Source organism: Psychrobacillus sp. FSL H8-0487, assembly GCF_038008385.1.
In the GTDB taxonomy this organism is placed as follows: Bacteria; Bacillota; Bacilli; order Bacillales_A; family Planococcaceae; genus Psychrobacillus; species Psychrobacillus psychrotolerans.
Window position 1 is genome coordinate 1,038,432 of the sequence record NZ_JBBOZA010000001.1, and the last position, 18,473, is coordinate 1,056,904.

The 18,473-nt window shown below is 34.8% G+C and carries 24 protein-coding genes; 17 read left to right on the plus strand and 7 right to left on the minus strand.

What is annotated here, in order from left to right; translation table 11 throughout:
* The 4 genes from MHI47_RS04890 to MHI47_RS04905 all read left to right on the plus strand — a co-directional run bounded on the left by MHI47_RS04890 (position 1) and on the right by MHI47_RS04905 (position 3,861).
* The gene (locus MHI47_RS04890) at positions 1 to 807 is read left to right on the plus strand and encodes an NAD kinase (protein ID WP_340761781.1); all 807 of its coding nucleotides are present in this window, start codon (positions 1 to 3) and stop codon (positions 805 to 807) included.
* Entirely contained in the window at positions 804 to 1,715 is a 912-nt protein-coding gene (locus MHI47_RS04895) for an RluA family pseudouridine synthase (RefSeq protein ID WP_340829879.1), read from the plus strand. The genes MHI47_RS04890 and MHI47_RS04895 overlap by 4 nt, the downstream gene beginning before the upstream one ends.
* Positions 1,716 to 2,057: 342 nt before the next feature.
* On the plus strand, positions 2,058 to 3,443 hold the full coding sequence (gene mgtE / locus MHI47_RS04900; protein ID WP_093535572.1) for a magnesium transporter: 1,386 nt from the start codon (positions 2,058 to 2,060) through the stop codon (positions 3,441 to 3,443).
* Between the two features lie 52 nt (positions 3,444 to 3,495).
* On the plus strand, positions 3,496 to 3,861 hold the full coding sequence (locus MHI47_RS04905; protein ID WP_340761784.1) for a hypothetical protein: 366 nt from the start codon (positions 3,496 to 3,498) through the stop codon (positions 3,859 to 3,861).
* Between the two features lie 127 nt (positions 3,862 to 3,988).
* Here MHI47_RS04905 and MHI47_RS04910 read toward each other — a convergent pair whose 3' ends face one another.
* The gene (locus MHI47_RS04910; protein ID WP_340761785.1) at positions 3,989 to 4,504 is read right to left on the minus strand and encodes a CotY/CotZ family spore coat protein; all 516 of its coding nucleotides are present in this window, start codon (positions 4,502 to 4,504) and stop codon (positions 3,989 to 3,991) included.
* Between the two features lie 136 nt (positions 4,505 to 4,640).
* Between MHI47_RS04910 and MHI47_RS04915 the strand changes: the two genes are divergently transcribed.
* The 7 genes from MHI47_RS04915 (at position 4,641) to MHI47_RS04945 (ending at position 7,761) form a co-directional block, all read left to right on the plus strand.
* The gene (locus MHI47_RS04915; RefSeq protein ID WP_340829881.1) at positions 4,641 to 5,033 is read left to right on the plus strand and encodes a hypothetical protein; all 393 of its coding nucleotides are present in this window, start codon (positions 4,641 to 4,643) and stop codon (positions 5,031 to 5,033) included.
* Positions 5,033 to 5,488, plus strand: a complete 456-nt coding sequence (spoVAC, locus tag MHI47_RS04920; RefSeq protein ID WP_340829882.1) for a stage V sporulation protein AC — start codon at positions 5,033 to 5,035, stop codon at positions 5,486 to 5,488. Before MHI47_RS04915 ends, spoVAC begins: the two co-directional genes overlap by 1 nt.
* Positions 5,482 to 6,489 carry a stage V sporulation protein AD gene (locus MHI47_RS04925; protein ID WP_340829883.1) on the plus strand — a complete coding sequence of 336 codons (1,008 nt, stop codon included), beginning with the start codon at positions 5,482 to 5,484 and terminating at the stop codon, positions 6,487 to 6,489. The genes spoVAC and MHI47_RS04925 overlap by 7 nt, the downstream gene beginning before the upstream one ends.
* Before the next feature lies 1 nt (position 6,490).
* The gene (gene spoVAE / locus MHI47_RS04930) at positions 6,491 to 6,856 is read left to right on the plus strand and encodes a stage V sporulation protein AE (protein ID WP_093535560.1); all 366 of its coding nucleotides are present in this window, start codon (positions 6,491 to 6,493) and stop codon (positions 6,854 to 6,856) included.
* Positions 6,857 to 6,923: 67 nt separating this feature from the next.
* Positions 6,924 to 7,082: a YjcZ family sporulation protein gene (locus tag MHI47_RS04935; protein WP_093535558.1), complete on the plus strand. Its 159-nt coding sequence runs from the start codon at positions 6,924 to 6,926 to the stop codon at positions 7,080 to 7,082.
* Between the two features lie 32 nt (positions 7,083 to 7,114).
* The gene (locus MHI47_RS04940; RefSeq protein ID WP_340761790.1) at positions 7,115 to 7,360 is read left to right on the plus strand and encodes a stage VI sporulation protein F; all 246 of its coding nucleotides are present in this window, start codon (positions 7,115 to 7,117) and stop codon (positions 7,358 to 7,360) included.
* A gap of 98 nt (positions 7,361 to 7,458) precedes the next feature.
* Positions 7,459 to 7,761, plus strand: a complete 303-nt coding sequence (locus MHI47_RS04945; protein ID WP_340829884.1) for a hypothetical protein — start codon at positions 7,459 to 7,461, stop codon at positions 7,759 to 7,761.
* Positions 7,762 to 7,918: 157 nt separating this feature from the next.
* Here the strand turns inward: MHI47_RS04945 and MHI47_RS04950 are convergent, their stop codons facing one another.
* The gene (locus MHI47_RS04950; protein WP_340829885.1) at positions 7,919 to 8,293 is read right to left on the minus strand and encodes a hypothetical protein; all 375 of its coding nucleotides are present in this window, start codon (positions 8,291 to 8,293) and stop codon (positions 7,919 to 7,921) included.
* A gap of 184 nt (positions 8,294 to 8,477) precedes the next feature.
* On the opposite strand from MHI47_RS04950, the gene MHI47_RS04955 reads away from it, so the two are divergent.
* From MHI47_RS04955 to MHI47_RS04970, 4 genes are all read left to right on the plus strand, one after another.
* Complete coding sequence (locus tag MHI47_RS04955; RefSeq protein WP_340761793.1) at positions 8,478 to 9,002, plus strand: hypothetical protein; 525 nt, start codon at positions 8,478 to 8,480, stop codon at positions 9,000 to 9,002.
* 76 nt (positions 9,003 to 9,078) lie between these two features.
* Positions 9,079 to 10,650: a DUF2642 domain-containing protein gene (locus MHI47_RS04960; RefSeq protein ID WP_340829886.1), complete on the plus strand. Its 1,572-nt coding sequence runs from the start codon at positions 9,079 to 9,081 to the stop codon at positions 10,648 to 10,650.
* A 125-nt stretch (positions 10,651 to 10,775) separates the two neighbouring features.
* On the plus strand, positions 10,776 to 11,363 hold the full coding sequence (locus MHI47_RS04965) for a DUF6897 domain-containing protein (protein ID WP_340829887.1): 588 nt from the start codon (positions 10,776 to 10,778) through the stop codon (positions 11,361 to 11,363).
* A 214-nt stretch (positions 11,364 to 11,577) separates the two neighbouring features.
* Complete coding sequence (locus MHI47_RS04970; RefSeq protein ID WP_340829888.1) at positions 11,578 to 12,933, plus strand: arsenic transporter; 1,356 nt, start codon at positions 11,578 to 11,580, stop codon at positions 12,931 to 12,933.
* Positions 12,934 to 13,243: 310 nt separating this feature from the next.
* Here the strand turns inward: MHI47_RS04970 and MHI47_RS04975 are convergent, their stop codons facing one another.
* The 3 genes from MHI47_RS04975 to MHI47_RS04985 are packed head-to-tail and all read right to left on the minus strand — an operon-like array spanning position 13,244 to position 14,974.
* Positions 13,244 to 13,672 carry a GNAT family N-acetyltransferase gene (locus MHI47_RS04975; protein ID WP_340768616.1) on the minus strand — a complete coding sequence of 143 codons (429 nt, stop codon included), beginning with the start codon at positions 13,670 to 13,672 and terminating at the stop codon, positions 13,244 to 13,246.
* A 3-nt stretch (positions 13,673 to 13,675) separates the two neighbouring features.
* On the minus strand, positions 13,676 to 14,191 hold the full coding sequence (locus MHI47_RS04980; protein WP_093535540.1) for a YjcG family protein: 516 nt from the start codon (positions 14,189 to 14,191) through the stop codon (positions 13,676 to 13,678).
* 60 nt (positions 14,192 to 14,251) lie between these two features.
* Positions 14,252 to 14,974 carry an alpha/beta hydrolase gene (locus tag MHI47_RS04985; protein ID WP_340829890.1) on the minus strand — a complete coding sequence of 241 codons (723 nt, stop codon included), beginning with the start codon at positions 14,972 to 14,974 and terminating at the stop codon, positions 14,252 to 14,254.
* Positions 14,975 to 15,074: 100 nt separating this feature from the next.
* On the opposite strand from MHI47_RS04985, the gene MHI47_RS04990 reads away from it, so the two are divergent.
* Entirely contained in the window at positions 15,075 to 15,659 is a 585-nt protein-coding gene (locus MHI47_RS04990) for a phosphatidylglycerophosphatase A family protein (RefSeq protein ID WP_093535536.1), read from the plus strand.
* 45 nt (positions 15,660 to 15,704) lie between these two features.
* On the opposite strand, the gene MHI47_RS04995 is transcribed toward MHI47_RS04990, so the two are convergent.
* Both MHI47_RS04995 and MHI47_RS05000 read right to left on the minus strand, forming a co-directional pair.
* Positions 15,705 to 16,433 carry a thermonuclease family protein gene (locus tag MHI47_RS04995; protein ID WP_340761799.1) on the minus strand — a complete coding sequence of 243 codons (729 nt, stop codon included), beginning with the start codon at positions 16,431 to 16,433 and terminating at the stop codon, positions 15,705 to 15,707.
* 107 nt (positions 16,434 to 16,540) lie between these two features.
* On the minus strand, positions 16,541 to 16,681 hold the full coding sequence (locus MHI47_RS05000; protein ID WP_175496189.1) for a hypothetical protein: 141 nt from the start codon (positions 16,679 to 16,681) through the stop codon (positions 16,541 to 16,543).
* A gap of 288 nt (positions 16,682 to 16,969) precedes the next feature.
* Here MHI47_RS05000 and MHI47_RS05005 point away from each other — a divergent pair, with 288 nt between their 5' ends.
* A complete protein-coding gene (locus MHI47_RS05005) occupies positions 16,970 to 18,358 on the plus strand; it encodes an aldehyde dehydrogenase (protein WP_340829891.1) in 1,389 nt (462 codons plus the stop codon).
* The last annotated feature ends 115 nt before the right edge of the window (positions 18,359 to 18,473 follow it).

Genomic DNA, 18,473 nt, shown 5'->3' on the forward strand with positions numbered 1-18,473 from the left:
ATGAAATTTTTTATATTGTCCCGAAATGATGATTTATCGAATGAATTAATGGAAAGTGCCAAAACGTATCTAGTAGATTTTGGACTCGTTATTGATGAAGAAAATCCGGATATCGTCTTATCCATTGGTGGGGACGGCACATTATTACATGCATTTCATAAATATAAACATTTAACCCCTTCTGTTGCTTTTGTCGGACTTCATACAGGGCATCTAGGATTTTATGCGGACTGGAAACCAGAAGAGATTGAAAAACTTGTTATTAGCATTGCGAAAAAAGAATTTGAAGTAATAGAATATCCTTTACTTGAAGTAACGATCAATTATAAACATGGGGAAGACAGTTCGGTCTATTTAGCATTAAATGAGTCTACTGTAAAATCACCTGATGTTACATTAGTAATGGATGTGGAACTGAACGGAGATCATTTTGAGCGATTCAGAGGAGATGGTTTATGTATGTCTACTCCTTCCGGGAGTACGGCATATAACAAAGCACTTGGAGGGGCCATTGTGCATCCTTCGTTAGAAGCTATTCAACTTGCGGAAATTGCATCTATTAATAACAGGGTCTTCCGAACAGTTGGTTCATCACTGGTCTTACCGAAACATCACTCTTGTTTACTAAAGCCTGTGAAAGGACCGGATTTCATGGTTACTGTAGACCATCTTCAGTTATTACACAAAGATGTTCAATCTATTAAGTATCGAGTAGCAGATGAAAAAGTTCGTTTTGCTCGGTTTAGATCATTTCCTTTTTGGCATAGAGTACATTCTTCCTTTATCGATAGTGATTTAGAAATATGAAAGAAGATTTAATCCATTTAGAATTTCGAGTAAATGAGTCGCAACAATTACTTCGGGATGCAATTCGGCAATACGGTATTTCGAAAAAAGCATTGACTAGTATTAAATACGAAGGTGGGCAAATTACGGTTAATGGAGTGGAGAAGACCGTACGCCATAAGTTAGATATAGGGGATTCGGTCAAAATTACATTTCCACCTGAGAAAAAGAGTTTGGGATTAATACCTCAGCAAGTCGACTTTCCAATTTTGATGGAGGATGACCATCTTCTCATTCTTACAAAAGTTGCCGGCATAAGCACAATTCCATCTCGCGAACATCCCACCGGAACAATGGCCAATTATATAGCTGGATATTTGGAGAAAAGTGGACTGTCTTCTACAGTACATATTGTAACTAGGCTTGATAAGGACACTTCTGGTATCATTTGTGTGGCTAAGCATCGTCACGCACATCATTTATTAAGTGAAATGCAAAAATTAGGCCAAATTTCACGTGCTTATGAGGCTTTCGTTCACGGTCATATTGAACAAGATGAATTAGTTATTGATGCTCCTATTGGTAGAAAAAATGGTAGTATTATTGAACGTATTATCGATGACAATGGTAAACAGGCTAAAACCACTGTTCACGTATTATCTCGTTTTGAAATCGACGGAAAAAAACTTACGCATGTACGATTATATTTACATACTGGTCGTACACATCAGATTCGAGTACATATGATGTCTATTGGTCATCCATTAATCGGAGACGATCTATATGGTGGTGAACTCCAAATCATAAGTAGGCAAGCACTTCATGCGAAAGAACTAAAATTGATACACCCATTTACAAAAGAGCGTATGCACTTAGTTGCTCCATTTCCAGAAGATATGAAAGCGCTGATTCCCACTAATTATTCCTAAGTGACAGGAAGAATGGTGGGATTTCATATTTTTAGTAACTGAGTTCGTATTTATAAAAAGTTAGTGGTAGCCAAACCAACCTCATCGGTTTCTAATCCAGACGGACACGTCATTCCCTGTCACTTCGTCCACAGGGCGGTTTTAACATGGGAATCGCAGCTTTACGCTCCAATCAGCGAAGGTCATTAAACAAATACGAATTATAGGTTATAATTTAAGTTGTTTTGTGTGTTTCATATTGTTGATTTAGTTAAAAGATTACCTAAATTTTATATTAAATTATTTCCTAGGGAATATTAACATTGCTTATTTAGTGCTTACTTCATACAATAAATAAGCAAAATGCAGAGAGGAGGAGAAAGTGTGAAAGATGAAATCACCCAAGAGCCCTTAGAGGAATCTATCTTAATTGAATTTCTATTGAATGAATCAATGGAAGAGTTTAGAGAAGAATTTATGCAACTACATCCGTATGATCAGTCCATATTTTTTGAAAAGGTGGAGCCAGATGTACGTATGAAAATTTATCATTACCTTTCTCCTAAAGAAATAGCTGAACTATTTGAAGCAACAAAATTTGATGGCGAGCAATATGATTTGTTTATGCAGGAAATGGATATTACATATGCTGCAGATATGCTTTCCTTTATGTTTACAGATAATGCAGTAGATGTTCTAAATGAGTTAGGTAAAGATAAGGTTGCTAGTTATTTAAACATTATGGATAAGGAATCTGCAAAAGAAATTAAGGACCTCTTGCATTATGAGGAATATACAGCTGGGTCCATCATGACAACAGAATATGTAGTCATTCCAGAAAATTCAACATGTCGCTCAGCAATGACTATTTTGCGTAGCGCTGCACCTGAAGCAGAAACCATTTATTATTTATTTGTGGTGGATGATGATCATAAACTATCCGGTGTTATTTCACTACGTGATTTAATCATTGCAGATGAAGATACATTGATAAAGGATATTATGAATGACCGCGTAGTAAGTGTTTTAGTAAGTGTTGATCAAGAAGAAGTAGCAAGAATGATTAAAGACTATGATTTCCTAGCTGTTCCAGTAGTAGATTTTAAAAATCATTTACTGGGAATTGTAACGGTCGATGATATTTTAGATGTATTAGACGAAGAAGCATCAGATGATTACTCGAAACTTGCTGGTGTATCCAATATGGACACCTTTGATAAAGGACCATTACAAGCTGCTAGAAAAAGACTGCCTTGGCTTATTATTTTGTTATTCCTAGGAATGCTCACTGCTAATCTAATGAGTATTTTTGAACAAACACTAGATAAAGTTGCACTTCTTGCTGTATTCATTCCCCTAATCGCTGGTATGGCTGGTAATAGTGGGACACAAGCTCTAGCCGTTGCAGTTCGTGGTATTGCAACAGGAGATATAGAAGAAGAAAGTAAGACGAAATTACTTTTTAGGGAAGCTGGCACAGGACTGATTACTGGTCTCATTTGTGGTTTGCTTGTGGTCGGAGTAGTATTTTTTTGGAAACATGATTTGCTAATTGGTATTTTGGTTGGTTCATCGATTTTTGGTTCGATTTTTGTTGCTACTTTGGGAGGTTCTTTTATTCCTTTATTGATGCATCGAATGAAAATAGATCCCGCAGTCGCATCGGGACCATTTATCACAACAGTAAATGATGTCGTGAGTATTTTAATTTACCTTGGATTGGCCACTTTATTTATTTCATCATTGTAGTTTGTATCATATTTTTTAAAATTGCATAAAGTAAAGGAAAAAGGATGTGCTAATGAACTCATTTAATGATCCTTTGCTCTTTATAAAAGGCCCACCAGTTTTTCATCTGCCACCAAATGAACGAGCTGTAATTCCATACGAATTACTTGATGAAAGTACATCGATTTATGAAATACAGAAAAGTTATTCGACGAAGACACTAGCAATTATAGATAAATTAAAATTTTTAGCAAAACCATTTCAACGTAAAGTATATCAACCGTTAATATTTCATCTAAAAGGTGGAGTAACTGTGCCAGGTGAAGTAGAGCGGGTTGAAGAAAGTCAAGTTACTTTACTAGTTGGAAAAGAAGAATTGATGACGGTTCCATTAGAAGAGATCGAAAAGATTATGTGGCGTGGAAGTATATTGAAGTGAACTTAGGCTATCCTATTGTAGGATAGCTTTTTTGTGTTTAAAGAAATCATTGACAGGTGTTTCAAAAAAAACCACTAAAAAACCGCTCGGGTTCCCCCGAACGGAATAGACACTACAGATGAAACGATCAGTCACATACATCTAAAAATACATCGGCGATACATTCAATTGCACAGAAACAATTCAAATCTACAGTAATACAACTGCCAGTTGATCTGAAATTTCTAACTTTACAAAGTTTTCTTAAGTCGATTTTTGTACCACAATCGTTTAATAAATCAACTTCGTTACGTTCTCTGTCAAGTGGCTCTAAAACTCTTAATGTTGCACAGCAACCATCAAAGATATCTTCTACACGGAAGTAAACTGAAATACAATCACAATCAAATCTATCATTATCACGGAAGAACGCTTTAAAAGGATCTCCATCTTTAGTTAATAACATAAATACTCGTGTGTCTGCTTGACGTCTACTAGCAGGGCTAACAAGACCTCCAAGTGGTTCTAGAAAACAATTTGTCGGACATTGAGGGCAATCATCTGTTGCTTGATCTTGAATGTCCTTAATAGCACGGACAACATCACAAACACAATTTCCAGACTGCGTTACATCGGTAACATCACCTAATTTTCCACAACCCATTAAAATTCACCTCCTCTTCATCTCTTACTAACGTATGTGGGAAGTTCATCTTGACAAGGGCAAATATCTCGTAAGCAATTTGCATATTTCAAATACCAGCGAGCATACTAACACAAAAAAAGGAGCAAGTAATCATATGAAAAAAAGCTTAACTGTTTTTCTAATGGTTTTATTGTTGGGCGCTTGTTCAAGCGAGAAAGAAAAAGTGATATTCCCCTCAGATAATTCCTCTTCTTTAAAACCAATCATGCAAAAACAAGATACGATTTATGGTTATAAAAGTGTGATAAATGAGGAAGATATTTTAGTTGCAATCAATATAAATCGCTTCGATCGTTTCAATAAAGCAAAAATCGAAAAAAAAATTACTAAACAAATTGAAAAACAATTTCCGGAAAAGAAAGTACTTGTTACAGGGGATCAAAAACTTATGTGGGAAGTAGAAACCATCATCGAAAAGAAATTGAAACAAAAGGAACTAAAAAAGTCGATTGAAAAAATAAAATTGTTATCAAAGGAAGAGACCTAATGGACCAACAACAATTTCAAAAAATAGTAGATGAAAAAAATCCCAAAGTGCCATTTTTTATGAACATATTCAAAGCATTCATTGTTGGAGGAATCATCTGTACTATAGGACAACTTATTACATTTTTCTATATGCGCTTTTTCCCTTTTACAGAGGGGACTGCTGGAAATCCAACGGTTGCTACTTTAGTATTTATCGCAATGATTCTTACCGGAACTGGTTTATACAAAAAAATTGCCCAAATCGGGGGTGCTGGATCAGCGGTACCCGTTACAGGATTTGGTAATGCAGTAATTTCAGCTGCAATAGAGCATAAATCGGAAGGGTATGTATTAGGGGTTGGAGGCAATATGTTCAAACTTGCAGGATCGGTCATTTTATTTGGTGTACTATCTGCATTTGTCGTTGCACTTATTAAAACAATATTAGTGAATATAGGTGTTGTCTCATGGTAAATACGTTTGGAACTCTTCAGTTTACAACTAAAATTTGTATAGCCAATACGGGAACAGTGGTGGGACCAGTAGAAAAGGATAGTACTTTTGCTGATTCCTTTGATGAGGTTCTTTCATTAGAAACAGAAAAAGATGAAACAAATGAGCAGGCACATGCTCGGATGATTGAAAGTGCATGTCATTGGGCTGCTAAAAAAGGTCATACTCAAGTAGATAAAGTAGATGTTCTGATAGGAGGAGATCTTATCAATCAGTTATCTCCAACGAATTTTGCAGCGCGGAGCCTGGCTATCCCATACTTGGGGGTTTTTTCAGCTTGTGCCAGTTCGATGGAATCGGTTATTCTTGGCTGTCTTTTATTGGAGTCAGGAAATGCGCGGACTGTACTTGCGGGGGCTTCTAGTCATCATCAAGCTGTAGAGCGTCAATTTAGGTACCCGTTGGAGTATGGAACTCAAAAACCCAAAACATCTCAATGGACTGTAACTGGAGCAGGTTTTTCTCTGTTAGAAAAAGACTTGAAAAATACTCCAGTCGTCACCCATGCAACTATTGGCAAAGTGGTGGATAGTCAACAAACTAACCCATTACATATGGGTGCAGCAATGGCCTCGGCTGCTAGAGATACAATCGAGCGACATTTAACGAATACGAATAGTAAAATGGCTGACTTCGATGTAATTATGACAGGGGATTTAGGCAATATAGGAATTTCTATATTAAAGGAAATGTTTCAAGATGAAAATACTGGTGTTATCTTGCAAGATGCGGGTGCTCAGTTCTATGGAAATGATAAGTTTTTCAATGCAGGTGGTAGTGGAGCAGGCTGTTCTGCTGTTGTTTTCTTCGGTCAAATATACGATCAGTTAAAAAAAGGATCTTTTAAACGTGTTTTGTTAGTAGCTACAGGGGCATTATTATCCCCTTTATCATTTCAACAAGGGGAAACAATCCCTTGTATTGCTCATGCTATTGAATGTCGTATGGAAAAGAGGGGTTAACATGATTTCATCATTAGTGACTGCTTTTATCGTTGGTGGTTTGATATGTGTTGTTGGTCAAATTTTCATGGATGTATTTAAACTAACACCTGCACATACATTAAGTACTTTAGTGGTATTAGGTTCTATATTAGATGGGTTTGGTCTATATGAGCCATTGATTGACTTTGCTGGTGCAGGAGCGACGGTTCCTATAACTTCCTTTGGAAATTCTTTGACACACGGAGCACTAGCAGAAGCAGAAAAGCATGGGTTAATAGGTGTATTGACTGGAATGTTTGAAGTAACAAGCTCTGGTATAAGCTCTGCAATATTGTTTGGTGTCATTGGAGCGTTCATTTTTCAAAAGCGGAAGACAACGTACTAGTTGATTCGCCCTTTTTTCCTTTCTCCTCTCGCATACAATAAGTTGAAGAGGAGAGGAGGGAAAGAGTATGTATGACTACTGTGGTGGAGGATGCCAAGGATACCAAGGATACCCGGGGTATGCTGGAGGCAACGAATATGGTGGCAACAAAAGTTCAACCTTTGTACTAATCGTTGTATTGTTTATATTACTAATCATTGTTGGTAGAAGCTTTCTCCCTTATTAATAAAAAACAATAAGATGTGAGGGGGAAAAATTATGCAAAATTCATTTTTTAAATCTATAGAAAATAAAACCGGTGTGTCAATGGATGACCTATTTACGCTTGCCAATGCCATCTCACATGCTGATTTTACGGATGAGAAACAAGTTCGTAAAATTGTACGTAAAGTTGGCAAGTTAGCAAATAAACCTGTTTCTCAGGAATTAGAAGATGAACTTACACGCTCTATTTTACAGAGTGGTAGTTCGTTAAGTTTAGCAGATATTCAAAAACTATTATAAGTTTGTAAATTAATTAAACTTTTTATAAAAAAATAGGTTTAAGAATAATAGGATAGGGTAAAGCGTAATATAATAAAAATAATGTGGGGGTGGAGAACATGGGATATATTCTTCCAATACAACCGATTCAATCACAAGTTTATGCTAATAGAATGATTGGGAATGATTATAATTTTGCTTATATTGATAATATTCAACCTGTAAAATTTAAATCTGGTTTTGATGATCACTTAGAAGAGCAGGAACAATTTTTAGAAAAGGAAGCAGAGCAATTAATGGAACAAGAAAGACCATCAATCCAACCATTATTTAAAGGCTTTATCCATCCAAATCCAGTAAACTTATCTCCACTAATAGCTGAAATCAGTGGTAAAGGAAACAGTGTTAATACGTATGTTTAGTTCATAGTATTAGAAAAATCGCTTATCTACGATAAGCGATTTTTTCAGGATGAATCTTAATTATGAACTAACAACAACGAAAATAAAAGGTCCAGCTAATTCCATCATGGGATTAGCTGGACCTTTATTTATTACTCCGTCTGACTAAGTACTATGGTTATTTTTTATGTCCTTTTTTCTTTTCCTCTGAATGTTTCTCATCGTCAGCACTTTTTTCATTTGATTCTTTTTTTTCGTGTTTTTTCTTTTTATCTTTTTTGTCTTCATCTGTATTTTCAAAATTACTTGATTCTTTATGTTCTTTTTTAGTGTCTTGTTTTTTCTCTGAATCCTTTGAGTTCTTTTTTTCCTTTTTCTCTTTATCTTCTTTACTATCTTTTTCTTTTTTCGAATCCTTGTCTTTTTTGTTCACTGATCCTTCCTTTGCTCCTATTGTTTCATCTTCTGATTCGCTTACATTTTTATCGGCAATATCATTTGATGTATCTTCCGATTTATGATGAGGCATTTTTTTCTTTTTGTGGTCTTTCAAAATACTCACTACTTTCTATGATTTTAATGACACTATTACAGAATATGAAGAGATGCATCATATTGTTCGGGGAGTTAAGGTGATGGGGTGCTTGTATAATTAAAGTGAAATGGGCGTTTAACCAATACTCAGGTCCTCCAAGATACATATAGATACAAGGATAACTTAAAAGGAGGTTAGAAAGATGAATAAGAAAATGTTACTCTCTCTAGTAGACAAAGTAATTAAAGTAGATAGAGGAGGCCCAGAATCGAGAGTAGGTTTACTCTTGTCAGCTGAGGACGATTACTTTACTTTATTAACAGAAAACGATGGAATTATATATTATAGTACACAACATATTAAAAGTTTGACGAATCATTCTAAAAACCAGACAGAATTTAATCTTGAAATACCGAAAGATTTTGAGTATATTCAAGCCGATGATTTCAAAGGTATTTTGAATTGTCTAACACTACAGTGGGTAAAAATTAATCGTGGTGGGCCTGAAACACTAGAAGGTGTTTTAGATTCAGTTACAGATGATTATGCGATAATTGTGGCGAACGAAGAAATAATTCGAGTTGCTTTATTCCATATTCGTAATATTAGTTATGGAGTGAAGATTGAAAAAACGAAAAAAGACAAAGATAAAAGTGGTAAAGAGGAAAATAAAAATAACAAAGAAGATAATAAAAATGAATCAAAGAATCAAGAAGAAGCAAAGTAAAGCTAGTAAATAAGTATGCATTCGTCGCTTTTTTAATTAAAAGCGACGAATATTCTATAAGGGAGGTGACCTCCAAGTGCAGAAAAGAAACTTCGAAAACGTATTGTATGCCAATGAAAAGAAGAGTATAGGATTGTATTTAGCTAATAATCAATTCGTTGAAGGTATCTTATTAGATATTCAAGAAAATCATATTGTTTTGGAAGTGAATGAAAATACTTTCTATATAGCGATACATCAAATACAAGCAATTTCTAAGAATACTACCGATTTGTCTTTAGCAAAGAAGTTTAGTCCATATCTAGTTAGAAATGATATGACAGATGTGTTAATTGCATTAAGGTACCAATGGGTTACGGTAAAGAAATACGGAATTCCTACTCTTTACGGAATATTAAGCAGTATCTTCGAGGATCATATCATTCTAATAAATAGGAAAGAGTTATTTTTTATTCCTATTTCACATATTACCGATATTTCTAGCAATATATCTGAAAGTGACCTCTATTTTTCCAATAAGAAGGAACAACTGGCTATCCAAAAACTATACAGATTTAGTATTAGCAAAGGTTCTATTGAGGTTAGAAATGAGAATTTATCTGTGGAACAGGACAGAACTAAACTAATGGCCAATAAGATTGTTGCAAATGTGACAGCTCCTCTACGCGAACCGGAAGTAAGGAAGAATACAACCCCTGGTGAATTAACAGAGAAAGTTAGTACTTTAGTTAGTAAACAAGAAGTTGAGGCAGTGACGATTGGGATTACTGATAAATTAGTGGACCAGATTAAAATAACTGGGTTAGAGGATAATTACACTTCTGCTAAAGCTGAATTGGAGCAAAAAGGTAGCAGTGGAGATTTAGCAATTGCCGAGGCTATTATTTTAGAGTTAGAAGAGGAAGTATCCAGTATAGATGAAGTCGAAAGTGAAGTAACAGACTTAATAGCTGAAGATAAATTATTAGATAAAGCTATTCCTCCTCAATCAGAAGAACAACTTGAGATTTACCTAGATGAAATAAAAGATAAAATTGAAGAAGAACAAGTTAGTTTTGATTCCAATGAAGAACTAAATATTCCTGAAAAAAGGTCGGAAGTGAAGGGGAAAGATGTACTTCTAACGGCTTGGAGCTCAATGAATAGTGATCAATCTACTATTACATTACCAAAGAAAAATGATTTGAAAAATAAAATGACACCCCCAATTGAAAATAAATTAGTGACCACGTCCAAGCCGGAGCTAAATGAACAGACAGATTTTTCAAAACAATTTGGTGGAAACTCGGATGGGCAAGACAAACTAGATATCTTAGATAATCCACCGCGAACATTAGAAAAAAAAAACCCTCAATTAAATGTAAATGTGATGAGTAAAAAAGAAGTGAATGAAATGTTGGAGCAGCAATACTTTGCCTTGATGAATTACGCAGCAGTTCAAATTTCAAATGCGGTAAATTTTAAACAAACAGATAACAAATTATATTTTCACCCAAGAGTCGAGGGCAGTCCAGAAAAAGTGAGACAGTATGAAATGATTTATGGTTATCCAATATATGACTCTAGGCACGACACAGCTGCAATAGAAAAACAATATATATCGCTAATGAGACATGCAACGACAATGTACCGGAAGTTAAGACGGTAGTGTTTCCAGGACGAGTAAATACTAAAAGGAGTTGTGACCTTGAATAAAATTATTCAAAGTCTACTGAAGGAGTATGTCCAAATAGAGGTGTCAGGAAAAAAGTATTAAAGGGTACTCTAATTGATGTGGGAACAGATATTATAGTTATTTTCAATGGTACAGATTATATGTATATTCCTATCATTCATATCCATAGCTTCTGTCCTCTAAAGAAAAATGAGTTAGATACCCTTGCCCCAATAGAGTATTCTAGTATTAAAACTAGTGGAAATAATTATGAACTATCCTTACGAGTAACGCTACATCAAGCTCAGGGAAAGAGCACTGAAATATACTTAATAGATGATCAGCCCCTACATGGTTATATCACTGAGATAATGGATGATTATTTTGAATTTTATTCGCCGATTTATAAAACTATGTATATATCTACCAAACATTTAAAGTGGCTAATTCCTTATCCTACAAATGAATGTCCTTACGGGTTAAATAATCTGAAGTTCCAACTATCAGTGACAGAAGCTAGTGTTGATACTTTTAAAAACAAAATAGAAAAATTTATAGATAAGATTATTGTGTTTAATATTGGTGGAAGTAAGAGTCATATTGGAACTATAAAAAATGTAGAAGAACAAGTTGTCGAGTTGGAGGCAGCTAGAGCAGTTAAGGATTATATAAATATTGATCATATAAAAACGATTCACGGAGTATAAAAAATGTATATATTATATATAAAATTAGAAGCATGAAATATTTCATGCTTCTTGAAGTTGGGGATAGATAGAATTTATTTATTCTATTATGTAAAATAGTGAGTTTTATAGATTATTTTAGAGAATATGGACATACACCTCGTTTCTCTAATGGGAAAGGAATATACATACAAGGAAGGGGACAATCATAATAAGGAGAGGAAATGGTATATGTATGAGTTTGCAAATTGGAATCGCCATTCTGGTGTTCCTATCTACGATGCTAGTCATTTTTGTAAGACCTAGAGAAGTAAATGAAGCTTGGCCAGCAACAATTGGCGCTGGGATATTATTATTTGCAGGAATTGTGACTTTAGCAGACGTGTTTGATATTATCGATAAAGTTGGAGGGGCGTCCATTACGATAATATCGACAGTTGTCATGGCTGTCATATTGGAAAGCTTCGGTTTTTTCAACTGGGTAGCTACTAGAATTGTAGCTTTTTCAAAAGGATCAGGTTATCGATTGTATTGGTATATACAGTTATTATGTTTTGGAATGACATTATTGTTCAATAATGACGGGAGTATTTTGATAACAACTCCCATTTTAATACTACTACTTAAGAACATGAGACTAAAACCTCCTCAACAAATCCCCTATTTAATCAGTGGAGCTTTAATTGCGACTGCCTCCAGCGCACCTATCGGAGTAAGCAATCTAGTTAACTTAATAGCATTAAAGATTGTTGATATGTCTTTATGGATGCATACTTTAATGATGTTTGTCCCAGCAACTTTAGGGTTATTATTTATGTCCTGTTTGATGTTTGTCATTGTGAAGAAAAGACTGCCTGAAACTTTACCAAACTCTCTCATTAATGTGGAGGAATCATTTTTTACTCAAAACTTTCATCCACTGAAAGCAAGTATCTCCCTGGAGACGAAACATAAGCGTAGTAAATTTATGTTCAAGATCCTATTCTTTGTCTTAGTTGTAAGAGGGATGCTATTTTTTGCTTCTTATGTAAATATTCCCATTGAAATCGTTGCAGCAATTAGTTCGCTTATTCTATTACTATGGAGAGGGTATTATTTAAAATCTAATCCAATAGATATTTTGAAAAAGACTCCATGGCATATTCTACTTTTTGCATTTTCTATGTACGTAATTATCTACGGCCTACACAATGTCGGTCTAACTGCACTACTAGTTGAGTGGTGTGAACCGATTGTTCAGCAGGGGTTATTCCAAGCTAGTTTCATCATGGGGGGGGTAGTGTCCATACTATCAAACCTTTTTAACAATCATCCAGCCTTAATGATTGGGACGATAACATTAACAGAAATGGGCTTAGACCCGATTACTTTAAAAACAATTTATCTTGCCAATATTATTGGAAGCGATATGGGTTCACTGTTGTTGCCAATTGGCACACTTGCTTCTCTTATTTGGATGGACATCTTAAGGAAAAATAAAATTAAAATTACATGGAAAGATTATTTGAGCATCTCGATAAAAGTAATTCCTATAACAACGATTGTAACGTTAACCCTCTTATACTTTTGGGTGCAAATCGTTTTTAATTGAAAGAGATGAAAAGCCTATGATTAAGCGGGAACTTTTCAAACAAAATGGAGATTTCCTGCTTTACTATTTAAAACAAAAAACCATAAAAAGTCTTATCTCCAACTAGGATGTTTATGAAGTTTGGAATATTTTGATGAATTTTATATGGATACATATATGGTTTGAATTCATTCGTTAATAGTATATATATGATATAGCATGAAAGAATGCCACGGAAATGAAAATTTTGTAAATATTGGTCACTCAAAAAGTTTCCAAACGTAAAATGGAGAGTCTGACGTTAGTCAAAACTCTCCATAAAATTGTCGTATTAAATTTGTTTCTCCATCGCTCTGTGAGGAATTCCAGCCTCTAAAAATTCAGGTGAGGTAATAGTATAATTTCTTTTTTCATAAAAAAGAATGGCCTGACTTTGTGCATTTAGCTTTAGCTTATTAATGCCGGTAGAATTCGAGTAGTCCTCCATGCATTGCATCATGAGATTACCTAACTTTCGTCCACGATAACTTGGAAGAATACATACTCTTTCTACTTTACCTATTCCAGGTTCAATAACTCTAATTCTACCTGCGCCGAATGGAGTGCCTTCGTCGTATGCTACAAAATGTACTGCCTCTTCGTCATGCTCATCCAGTTCAAGATGAAGAGGGACGTCCTGTTCTTCAACAAAAACTTTTCTTCTAATTTTTATAGCATCTTCATATTCTTTTTCAGTTTCCACTTTCTTTGCGTACACCAATACTTACTCAGCTCCAGACAATCTAAATGTTTCGTATACAGTCCATGATCCATCTTCCAGTTGATATAAAAGATGTAGGCGATCGATTTCTTCTTCAAACTGTGCACCAATCATTTTCAATTGTGGCAGTATATCATCATGTTCACTTGCGTTCATCTTTTGAGCAATTGTAATATGAGGAACAAAAGAATAGCTTTCATCCTCATTATATTGAATATCATTTAAATCCTCATGCAGTTTAACTAGCTCAGCTGTTGGTTCCACATGAAAGTATATAGCATTAGTAACAGGGGCAAATGAACTTACCTTAGTTGTTTTTAAAGTAAATGGTTTATGATTACGCACTACTTTATTAACCTTTTCTGCGATGGTTTTAATCTCATTTTCATCGGCTTCAAATACACCTTTGACCGTCATATGTGGAGTGATTAAAGCATAGTGAGGGTCATAACGCTTTCTATAGGAGTTTGCGAAGTCCTGTACCTTTTTAGATGGAAAAGCAACAATTCCGTATTTCATTTTTCATTACCTCCTCAAATTATTAAAATACCAATATTACCTATTATAACAAATCTTTCTCTATAGGCTAAAATTTTGCAACAACGCTCTTTTTATATCTGGTTGCCAAAGCTTCCAAGTATGGTCTCCTGTTAATTCGTCATAAAAGGTCAAAAATCCTTTATTTTTAAATAAATTGTGTAACTCTCTATTTGGAGTAATGAAGTCCGTTAATAAACCGTCCCCTGTTTTCACGGCTTTTTCTTCCGTTCCAATGACGTGGTAAAGAGAAAATGCATGAACGTCTTTATATTTCTCGACGGATTCTATTACAGCCTGATTGACAAGTGGGGAGTGCATTATTACTCTTCCAAATGTATTTGGATAGGCTAAAGCTGTCATGAGTGACACAGTAGCAGCTAACGAATCGCCTATTAGTGATCTTCCCATTCCAACTTGATAAGTAGGATAGTTTTCATCTATATACGGTACTAATTCTTGCGCCAAGAAACGTTTGTAAGCAGGAAATTGAGAACCATCTGGATGATATTTATCTCTTCGATCTTTTACGTTTTTATAAGGTACTCCAACTATGATTATGTTCTCAATTGCTTGTTCTTCATATAACTCATCAGCCATTCGAGAAATTCTTCCTAGTTGAAAATAGTCTTTTCCGTCAGATGCTATTAGTACAGAGTATTTATAGAGAGGTGAATAATTTGGAGGCAAGTATATTAGAAGTTGCATTTCTTCCTGTAAAGCCTCACTAAAAAGCGATATATCTTGTATAGTTCCCTTGTTCATAATTTCCTCCTAATATCATTCATGTAGTACAGAAATTGTATCATATACTAGCAAAGAGGTATAATAAACGAAATGATAAAACAACAAGGGGGATAACAATATGGATAGACAAACATCTAGAGTCCATTCTCGTGAAGTAGAGCAAGCTACCAAAGACGCGTTAAAAAGACGTGGAGTTACTTTGGAAGAAATAGCAGAGATTGTATTTGAGATGCAATTTCCTTACAATAAGGGACTTACTATAGAACATTGTATAGAATCTGTTAAAAGTGTATTGAAAAAAAGAGAAATGCAACATGCGATATTAGTTGGTATCGAACTTGACGAGTTGGCAGAGAAGAAAATGCTATCTGCACCATTGCAACAAATAGTGGAAGCAGATGAAGGTTTGTTTGGGGTAGACGAAACGATTGCATTGGGAGCTGTATTTACTTATGGCAGTATAGCAGTAACTACATTTGGCCATTTAGATAAAAACAAAATTGGACTTATTTCAAAATTAGATACTAAAATTGGAGGAGCAGTTCATACATTTTTAGATGATTTAGTGGCGAGCATCGCTTCTAGTGCAGCTTCACGTTTAGCGCATCGGACAAGAGATTTAGAAGAACAAAATGAAACCTTTGCAGATATTTCACCTGAAGAAACAGTTCCAGAAGCTAAAATAAAAGGCGCAAGAACATAATATAAAAAATACAGTCAGTGGCGCCATCTCCCACTGATTGCATTTTTACTCACCGGACTTTTTGAAACCCGCTTGTATAGCATCCTGCTCAGTACAAAACCATTCTTCAGGATTAGTTTGTTCATAATATTTCCCGCTAGGTATATGGTAAATTTTTTTGCCTTGCCGATTAATATTGCCTTTGATATTACATTGTTCAGTTGTGGATTTTTCTTCTGCATTATTATTAGTTAGAACTTCAGCATTAAAACCTCTATTAGTAACATAGTTATCTGTCTCCCATATACCAATACTTCTTTCTTTAGCCACTTTAGAAGCTTCCTCAAACTCGTCTAAATATCGAGTGTTCGGAGGGAAGATATAGGCTGTCCTTGCTAGTCCCTCTTCGAGCAAAGTTTCTTGGACGCTTTCGCCGTCTACATACACATAAGCGAGCATTCTCCCATAGTCGTCTAGTCGATTTCCTACATCAAACTCAATGGTTACATTCCCACTCTTTATTATTTCCTTGTTGCGTTGTTTTGCTTCTTCACCAAATGGTTGTTTTCCTAGAGTGTGATGATTTGTTTCGGGAGTGTCTATTAACAAGTATCGAACTTTTTCTATGTCTCCATTATATTTAACTTTAATCGTATCACCGTCAATAACTTCCACAACTTCAACAGCTATTTGATTGGTACTTCCATCAGTTTGAATCACACCATTAGTGGAACTTTCATCACAACCATATAGAAGTACAGTGAATAGAACTAGATAAGAAAAAATCTTCTTCATTTATTATCACCCATTGTAGTTTAGCATATAAATAAAGAGGAAATAAAAAATCAGCTTTTCCTTATACAATAGAAGGGAAAAGCTGAAATCCTAAATAGATTATTCAATTAGTGTTTCTCCATTTCACCTTGATCCTCTTGAAAATATAAAAATGTTTCTTCTTCTAGTTCATTTAAACGCTCTTTATTTAGCCCTAATGCGAAAGCTCCTGTAAAAATGGGCTCCCACCAAGTTTCTGTTTCAGTCATTATTATTTCCTCCCTTTTAATAATTTGTTTTGTTTATATATACGATTTTTATACCCTGCTGAGCTTCGCATATAAACCAATTACGTGAAAAATGAATCGTTTAGCACAGGGATTCTGAAGTCTTATAGACTTATAGTTGTAGTCTATTGGTGGAAATGACTTCTTGCAATTAGTATTCCACGAAAGGTAGACTTCATGTATTGCATATTAAATGTTTATTCTTTCTTCTATTAGAAAAAAATAGTATGATTCCTTTAAGATTAAATGAATAAAAGGGGAGAATAAAAAATGAAATTTTCAGAGCAACAATTAAACCATATGCTAGAAGAGCATCAAGCCTATTTTTATGCTGGAATGACTCGACCTGTAGAATTTCGAATAGCCCAATTAGAAATACTTAAAAGTACGATTAAAAAATATGAAGCAGAAGTAATAGAAGCATTATACAAGGATTTAAGAAAGAGTGAATTCGAAGCCTATGTCACAGAAATAGGATTAGTTTATGACAATATTTCCTTTATGATTAAAAATATTGCGCAGTGGATGGAACCGAAGTACGTAAAAACACCTGTTGCTTTAATGCCATCTAAAAGCTTTGTTGTAAATGATCCTTATGGAACCGTATTAATAATTGCACCATTCAATTATCCATTCCAACTTATTATGGAGCCGCTAATTGGAGCAATTATTGGAGGAAATTGTGCAGTTATTAAACCTTCAGAAGCAACACCTCACACCACTAATATAGTGAAGAAAATTATTTCTGAAGCATTTGATCCGAGATATATTAGAGTATTAGAGGGAGAGAAGGAAGAAACCTCTTTGTTAATACATGCTCCTTTTGATTTTATATTTTTTACTGGAAGCGTCCAAGTAGGAAAAATAGTGATGAAAGCAGCTGCAGAGCGATTAACACCCATTGCTTTAGAATTAGGTGGGAAAAGTCCAGCGATTGTGGATCATACTGCAAATTTAGCTGTAGCAGCTAAACGTATTGTATGGGGGAAATTTGTGAATGCAGGTCAAACATGTATAGCGCCCGATTATGTATTAGTGGAAGAATCGGTAAAAGATAAGTTTATCGAACAGATGAAAAAAGCAATTAAACAGTTTTACGGAAAAGAATTGCAACAAAGTCCTGACCTAGGAAGAATAGTAAATGGTAATCATTTTGATCGCCTTAAGAGAATTTTAGAAGAGGAAAGTGACCATATTATTTTTGGAGGGAAAACGGATCGTGATGATTTGTTTATGGAACCAACTTTATTGAATGGAGTTGATTTCAATAGTCCGTCGATGGAAGAGGAATTATTTGGGCCGATACTACCTATAATTGCTTACAATGATTTACGGACTATAATCCAGCAAATTCGTAAGTTTCCAAAACCTTTGGCTGCTTATATGTTTAGTGAACATGAGAAAGCGCAGCAATTCTTTCTTCAAGAGCTACCATTTGGAGGAGGCTGTATAAATGACACAATCACGCATGCTGGAAGTGCTCATTTACCATTTGGCGGAGTAGGGAACTCAGGAGTACAATCCTATCACGGAGAAGCAAGCTTTACTCTATTTACACATCAAAAGTCTATCGTGAAAAAAAATACAAGCTTACCAGTAAATATCGTTTTCCCACCTTACAAGAACAAAGTGAAGCTAGTGAGAGGCTTACTAAAGTAATGGTATCACCCAATAGAGCTTTATAAAATGAGAAAAGCCATTCTAGTCTTTGTACTAGAATGGCTTTTTTTAAATACTTAATAGATTTCAAAATGTCACAATTCATAAATAACAA

What these genes read in the sequence shown, in the direction of transcription:
- MHI47_RS04890 (WP_340761781.1), top strand. Translation starts at nt 1, where the DNA reads ATGAAATTTTTTATATTGTCCCGAAATGATGATTTATCGAATGAATTA.
- MHI47_RS04895 (WP_340829879.1), top strand. Translation starts at nt 804, where the DNA reads ATGAAAGAAGATTTAATCCATTTAGAATTTCGAGTAAATGAGTCGCAA.
- mgtE (WP_093535572.1), top strand. Translation starts at nt 2,058, where the DNA reads ATGCAGAGAGGAGGAGAAAGTGTGAAAGATGAAATCACCCAAGAGCCC.
- MHI47_RS04905 (WP_340761784.1), top strand. Translation starts at nt 3,496, where the DNA reads ATGAACTCATTTAATGATCCTTTGCTCTTTATAAAAGGCCCACCAGTT.
- MHI47_RS04910 (WP_340761785.1), bottom strand. Translation starts at nt 4,504, where the DNA reads ATGGGTTGTGGAAAATTAGGTGATGTTACCGATGTAACGCAGTCTGGA.
- MHI47_RS04915 (WP_340829881.1), top strand. Translation starts at nt 4,641, where the DNA reads ATGAAAAAAAGCTTAACTGTTTTTCTAATGGTTTTATTGTTGGGCGCT.
- spoVAC (WP_340829882.1), top strand. Translation starts at nt 5,033, where the DNA reads ATGGACCAACAACAATTTCAAAAAATAGTAGATGAAAAAAATCCCAAA.
- MHI47_RS04925 (WP_340829883.1), top strand. Translation starts at nt 5,482, where the DNA reads ATGGTAAATACGTTTGGAACTCTTCAGTTTACAACTAAAATTTGTATA.
- spoVAE (WP_093535560.1), top strand. Translation starts at nt 6,491, where the DNA reads ATGATTTCATCATTAGTGACTGCTTTTATCGTTGGTGGTTTGATATGT.
- MHI47_RS04935 (WP_093535558.1), top strand. Translation starts at nt 6,924, where the DNA reads ATGTATGACTACTGTGGTGGAGGATGCCAAGGATACCAAGGATACCCG.
- MHI47_RS04940 (WP_340761790.1), top strand. Translation starts at nt 7,115, where the DNA reads ATGCAAAATTCATTTTTTAAATCTATAGAAAATAAAACCGGTGTGTCA.
- MHI47_RS04945 (WP_340829884.1), top strand. Translation starts at nt 7,459, where the DNA reads ATGGGATATATTCTTCCAATACAACCGATTCAATCACAAGTTTATGCT.
- MHI47_RS04955 (WP_340761793.1), top strand. Translation starts at nt 8,478, where the DNA reads ATGAATAAGAAAATGTTACTCTCTCTAGTAGACAAAGTAATTAAAGTA.
- MHI47_RS04970 (WP_340829888.1), top strand. Translation starts at nt 11,578, where the DNA reads ATGAGTTTGCAAATTGGAATCGCCATTCTGGTGTTCCTATCTACGATG.
- MHI47_RS04980 (WP_093535540.1), bottom strand. Translation starts at nt 14,191, where the DNA reads ATGAAATACGGAATTGTTGCTTTTCCATCTAAAAAGGTACAGGACTTC.
- MHI47_RS04985 (WP_340829890.1), bottom strand. Translation starts at nt 14,974, where the DNA reads ATGAACAAGGGAACTATACAAGATATATCGCTTTTTAGTGAGGCTTTA.
- MHI47_RS04990 (WP_093535536.1), top strand. Translation starts at nt 15,075, where the DNA reads ATGGATAGACAAACATCTAGAGTCCATTCTCGTGAAGTAGAGCAAGCT.
- MHI47_RS04995 (WP_340761799.1), bottom strand. Translation starts at nt 16,433, where the DNA reads ATGAAGAAGATTTTTTCTTATCTAGTTCTATTCACTGTACTTCTATAT.
- MHI47_RS05000 (WP_175496189.1), bottom strand. Translation starts at nt 16,681, where the DNA reads ATGACTGAAACAGAAACTTGGTGGGAGCCCATTTTTACAGGAGCTTTC.
- MHI47_RS05005 (WP_340829891.1), top strand. Translation starts at nt 16,970, where the DNA reads ATGAAATTTTCAGAGCAACAATTAAACCATATGCTAGAAGAGCATCAA.